This window comes from Oscillibacter sp. CAG:155, from assembly GCA_000436875.1.
GTDB lineage: Bacteria > Bacillota > Clostridia > Oscillospirales > Oscillospiraceae > Oscillibacter.
This window is the reverse complement of sequence record FR890877.1, coordinates 1-4,880: the sequence shown is the minus strand read 5'-3', so window position 1 is coordinate 4,880 and position 4,880 is coordinate 1. Positions and strand designations below refer to the sequence as shown.

The following is a 4,880-nucleotide window of genomic DNA, read 5'->3' as shown; positions in this document are numbered from 1 at the left end:
AGGTGAACGGCAAGCCCATCACCTTCCTGGATACCCCGGGCCATGAGGCATTCACCTCCATGCGTGCCCGCGGCGCCATGGTCACCGACATCGCCATCCTGGTGGTGGCCGCGGACGACGGCATCATGCCTCAGACCGTGGAGTCCATCAACCACGCCAAGGCCGCGGAGATCCCCATCATCGTGGCCATCAACAAGATCGACAAGGAAAACGCCAACCCCGACCGGGTACTCCAGCAGCTGACGGAGTATGGCCTGGTACCTGAGGAGTGGGGTGGCGAGACCATCTGCTGCAAGATCTCCGCCAAGAAGAACATCGGCATCGAGAACCTGCTGGAGATGGTGACCCTCACCGCCGAGATGGAGGAGCTCAAGGCCAACCCCAACCGGGCCGGTCAGGGCACCGTCATCGAGGCACGTCTGGACAAGGGCCGGGGCCCCGTGGCAACGCTGCTGGTGCAGAACGGCACCCTCAAGCAGGGCGACATCATCATCGCCGGCACCGCCGTGGGCCGTATCCGCGTCATGACCGACTACAAGGGTGCCCGCCTCACCGAGGCCGGTCCCTCTGTCCCCGTGGAAGTTGCGGGCCTCAGCGAGGCCCCCGAGGCCGGCAGTCCCTTCTTCGCCGTGGCCGACGAGCGCATGGCCCGTGAACTGGTGGAGCAGCGCAAGGCCGAGGCCCGCGCCAAGGCCGCCGCGCCGGTGCAGAAGGTCTCTCTGGAGAACCTCTTCGACCAGATCCAGGCCGGTGAGCGCAAGGAGCTGGCCCTGATCGTCAAGGCTGACGTCCAGGGCAGCGTGGAGGCTGTGAAGGCTTCTTTGGAGAAGCTCTCCAACGACGAGGTCAACGTGAAGGTCATCCACGGCGGCGTGGGTGCCATCAACGAGTCCGACGTGATGCTGGCCGCCTCTTCCAACGCCATCATCGTGGGGTTCAACGTCCGTCCGGATGCGGCTGCCCGGGACGGCGCGGTACGCCAGAACGTGGATATGCGGATGTACCGGGTCATCTATGACTGCATCGACGAGATCGAGGCGGCCATGAAGGGCATGCTGGCCCCCAAGTTCCGGGAAGTGGTGCTGGGCCACGCCGAGGTCCGGCAGACCTACAAGGTCTCCAGCGTGGGCACCGTGGCAGGCTGCTACGTCCAGGACGGCAAGATCGTCCGCAGCTGCTCTGTCCGTGTGGTCCGGGACGGCATCGTGATCCACGAGGGCACCCTGGCCTCTTTGAAGCGCTTCAAGGACGACGCCAAGGAAGTGGCCGAGAACTACGAGTGCGGCCTCACCGTGGAGAAGTTCAACGACATCAAGGAAGGCGACATCATCGAGGCCTTCACCATGGAGGAGATCCCCAGATAACGGGACGCCTCCTGCTCCGCCGCGGAGCCCGACGGGTTCCGCGGACCGGATTCCAACCGCACACCGGGGCGGGCAGATTCGCCCGCCCCATTTTTCATATGCCTGCCGGATGACGGAGCCTCTGCTGTTTTGCCCGCCGGCAGGAAGGCCGATGGGGCGGGTGCTTTTATGCGCCGCCGGAGCATGATTCTCCGGTTGTTCCGGCAGGATCTGCATATCCTAATCCGGTGGGGCGCCGCGCCACCCCTTATGACCAATGAGACAGGAGGACCCGGGCCCATGGCCTGCATCCTCTGGAAAGGAGCCGAACCATGGCAAGCAATCGCATCAGCCGCATCAATGAAGAGATCCAGCGGGAACTCAGCGATCAGTTCCGCCGCCTCAAGGACCCCCGGGTCTCCCAGACCGGCATGGTCTCCATTACCCGGGTGGACACCACCGGGGATCTGCGCTACGCCCGGATCTACGTCAGCGCACTGGACAAGTCCCAGGAAAAGGAGGTCCTCAAGGGCCTCAAATCCGCCGCCGGTTTTCTGCGGCGGGAGCTGGGCCGCAGCCTGCAGCTGCGCTACACGCCGGAGCTGCAGTTTGTAGCGGATGACTCCATCCAGCACGGCGCCCATATTCTGGAGGTACTGCGCCAGGTGGAGCAGCAGGACGAGGCCCGGGGCGGTGCCGGAACGGAAACGGAGGAATAAGCATGCTGACTGTCTCTCAGACCGCAGAGCTGCTGCAAACCGTTGACAATGTGCTGATCCTGACCCACGTGCGCCCGGACGGGGATACGGTGGGCTGTGCCGCCGCGCTGTGCGCGGGGCTGCGGGCCCTGGGCAAGACAGCCTATCTTCTGCCCAACCCGGAGCTCACCCGGAACACCGCGCCCTATTTCCGGCCCTACGAGGCCCCGGAGGGCTTTGTCCCGGACACCGTAATCTCCACCGACATCGCCACCGTGGGCCTGTTCCCCGAGAACGCCAAGCCCTACACCGGCCGGGTGGATCTGGCCATTGACCACCACCCCTCCTTCGAGCACTTCGGCCGGGCCAACATCGTCCGCCCCGAGGCCGCCGCCTGCGGCGAGCTGATCTACGACATTCTGGCCGCTCTGGGTCCCATCACGCCGGAGATGGCCCTGCCGCTGTATGTGGCGCTGTCCACCGACACCGGCTGCTTCGTCTATACGAACACCACCCCCCGCACCCACCAGGTGGCGGCCGCGCTGATGGCGCTGGACATCGACTACCGCACGGTGAACAAGGTCTTTTTCCGCACCAAGAGCCGCAAGCAGATGCAGCTGGAGGGCGCTATGCTCAGCGCCGCGGAATTTTACGATGAGGATCGGGTGGCGGTGCTGCCGGTGCCCCTTTCCCTGATGGAGCGCATCCAGGCGGACGAGAGCGACGCCGAGGATCTCAGCTCCCTGGGCAGTCAGATCGAGGGCGTGGACTGTGCCATCACCATGCGGGAGCTGCGGCCGGACGTGTGGAAAATGTCCCTGCGCACCGGCAGCCGGGTCAGTGCCACACTGGCCTGCCAGCTGCTGGGCGGCGGCGGACACGCGGCAGCCGCCGGCTGCACGGTGGAGGCCCCCTTTGACGAGGCCAAGCGCCGCATTCTCGACGCCGTGGCTCAGGTGACGCCGGACTGCCGGATCTGAGCCCCTACCTTTATTCCCACAGCGCGCCGGAGCTCCGGCGCCAAGGAGAGCTTCTATGCCAAACGGAATCCTCATCATCGACAAGCCCGCCGGGTGGACCTCTATGGACGTGTGCGCCAAGGTGCGGGGCATTTTTCACGAAAAGCGGGTGGGACACGGCGGGACGCTGGACCCCATGGCCACCGGTGTGCTGCCGGTGTTTGTGGGACAGGCCACCCGTGCGGTGGAGTTTGCGGAAAACGGCCGCAAGGAGTATGTGGCCGGACTGCGGCTGGGCCTTTCCACTGACACCCAGGACACCACCGGCCAGACCCTGGAGACCCGCCCTGTGACGGCGGATCGCTCTGATGTGGAGGCTGCCCTGGCCCGGTTCCGGGGGACGATCCAGCAGATCCCCCCCATGTACTCCGCCGTGAAGATCAACGGGCAAAAGCTCTATGAGCTGGCCCGCCGGGGCCGTGAGGTAGAGCGCAAGCCCCGGGAGATCACCATCTACGAGCTGGAGCTTCTGGACGAGATCGCCCCTGGGGAGTACCGCCTGCGGTGCCTTTGCTCCAAGGGCACCTACATCCGCACCCTCTGCCACGACCTGGGCGAGGTCCTGGGCTGCGGTGGGGCCATGTCCAGCCTGCGCCGTACCATGGCGGGGGGCTTCCGTCTGGAGGACGCTGTTACACTGGAAGATGTTCAGACCCGGGGCGAGGCGCTGCTGCTGCCCACCGACCGGCTCTTTGACGCGTATCCAGCCTATACGGTGCCCTCTGCCGGGCGGGAAAAGCGGGTCCGCAACGGAAACCCCATCACGGATGATGCCCTGCCGGACGGCATCTACCGGGTCTACGGCCAAAACGGCGAGTTTCTCTGCCTCTCCCGGGCAAAGGGCGGCGTTTTGACCGCCATCAAGAATTTCTTTGGAGGATGACTCTGTCCATGAAAGAAAAAGTCATTGCATTGGGCTTCTTTGACGGAGTCCATCTTGGCCACGCCGCCCTGCTGCGCCGGACGGTGGAGGAGGCCGCCCGCCGGGGCGTCACGCCGGCGGTATTTACCTTCGACCGGCCCCCCAAGGAGGTGCTCACCGGTACCCCCTGCCCCCTCATCAACTCCCCCGAGGACCGCAAGGACCTGGTCCGGCGGCTCTTCGGCATCCGGGAGGTGCTGATGGTCCCCTTTGACCACGAGATGATGACCACCCCGTGGGACGATTTCGTCACCCGGATTCTGGTGGGCCGGTATCACGCCGTCCACCTGGTGGCAGGCCACGACCACCACTTCGGCCACAAGAACCAGGGCTCCCCGGAGCTGCTGATGGAAAAGTGCCGGGAGCTGGGACTGGGATGCGACATCATCCCCAAGGTGGAGATCGGCGGCATCACCGTCAGCTCCACGTACATCCGCCGTCTGGTGGAGATGGGGCAGATCGAGCGGGCCAACCGCTTCCTGGGCCATCCCCATGTCCTGACGGGCACCGTCCGCCACGGCCATGGGCTGGGCTCTTCCCGTCTCTTCCCCACCGCCAACCTCATCATCCCGCCCCACGTCCTGGTGCCAAGCCACGGCGTCTATGTCACCCGGGCCACCTTGGAGGACGGCAGCTCCTACGCCGCCGTCACCAACGTCGGCACCCGGCCCACGGTGAACAACGGCAGCGATGTCACCGTGGAGGCCTGTCTCCTGGACTTTGAGGGCGACCTGTACGGCAAGACGCTGCGGGTGGAGTTTTTCCAGCACCTGCGGGACGAGATCCGCTTCGACTCTCTGGACGCCCTGAAGGCCCAGATCGCAGCCGACGCGGACACCACCCGGGCCTATTTCCTGCAGCAGTCCTGAAGGGCCCAGCTTTCCATGAAAAAGCCGGC

General features: G+C 65.3%; 5 protein-coding genes. All 5 read left to right on the top strand.

All coding sequences use genetic code 11. From position 1 onward, the window contains the following. The coding region (gene infB / locus QZL67_RS03710; protein WP_292919801.1) for a translation initiation factor IF-2 at positions 1–1,364 on the top strand (1,364 nt) is incomplete at its 5' end. Between the two features lie 311 nt (positions 1,365–1,675). After that, complete coding sequence (rbfA, locus tag QZL67_RS03705; protein ID WP_022289424.1) at positions 1,676–2,062, top strand: 30S ribosome-binding factor RbfA; 387 nt, start codon at positions 1,676–1,678, stop codon at positions 2,060–2,062. 2 nt (positions 2,063–2,064) lie between these two features. Next, complete coding sequence (locus QZL67_RS03700) at positions 2,065–3,021, top strand: bifunctional oligoribonuclease/PAP phosphatase NrnA (protein ID WP_022289423.1); 957 nt, start codon at positions 2,065–2,067, stop codon at positions 3,019–3,021. Between the two features lie 55 nt (positions 3,022–3,076). After that, positions 3,077–3,943 (top strand): tRNA pseudouridine(55) synthase TruB, encoded by an 867-nt coding sequence (gene truB, locus QZL67_RS03695; protein WP_022289422.1) that lies wholly within the window; start codon positions 3,077–3,079, stop codon positions 3,941–3,943. Positions 3,944–3,951: 8 nt separating this feature from the next. Continuing rightward, positions 3,952–4,851, top strand: a complete 900-nt coding sequence (gene ribF, locus QZL67_RS03690) for a riboflavin biosynthesis protein RibF (RefSeq protein WP_022289421.1) — start codon at positions 3,952–3,954, stop codon at positions 4,849–4,851. Positions 4,852–4,880: the final 29 nt, after the last annotated feature.

Bases quoted from the DNA above. Each gene is read 5' to 3' on its own strand.
- rbfA (WP_022289424.1), top strand. From the start codon at position 1,676: ATGGCAAGCAATCGCATCAGCCGCATCAATGAAGAGATCCAGCGGGAA.
- QZL67_RS03700 (WP_022289423.1), top strand. From the start codon at position 2,065: ATGCTGACTGTCTCTCAGACCGCAGAGCTGCTGCAAACCGTTGACAAT.
- truB (WP_022289422.1), top strand. From the start codon at position 3,077: ATGCCAAACGGAATCCTCATCATCGACAAGCCCGCCGGGTGGACCTCT.
- ribF (WP_022289421.1), top strand. From the start codon at position 3,952: ATGAAAGAAAAAGTCATTGCATTGGGCTTCTTTGACGGAGTCCATCTT.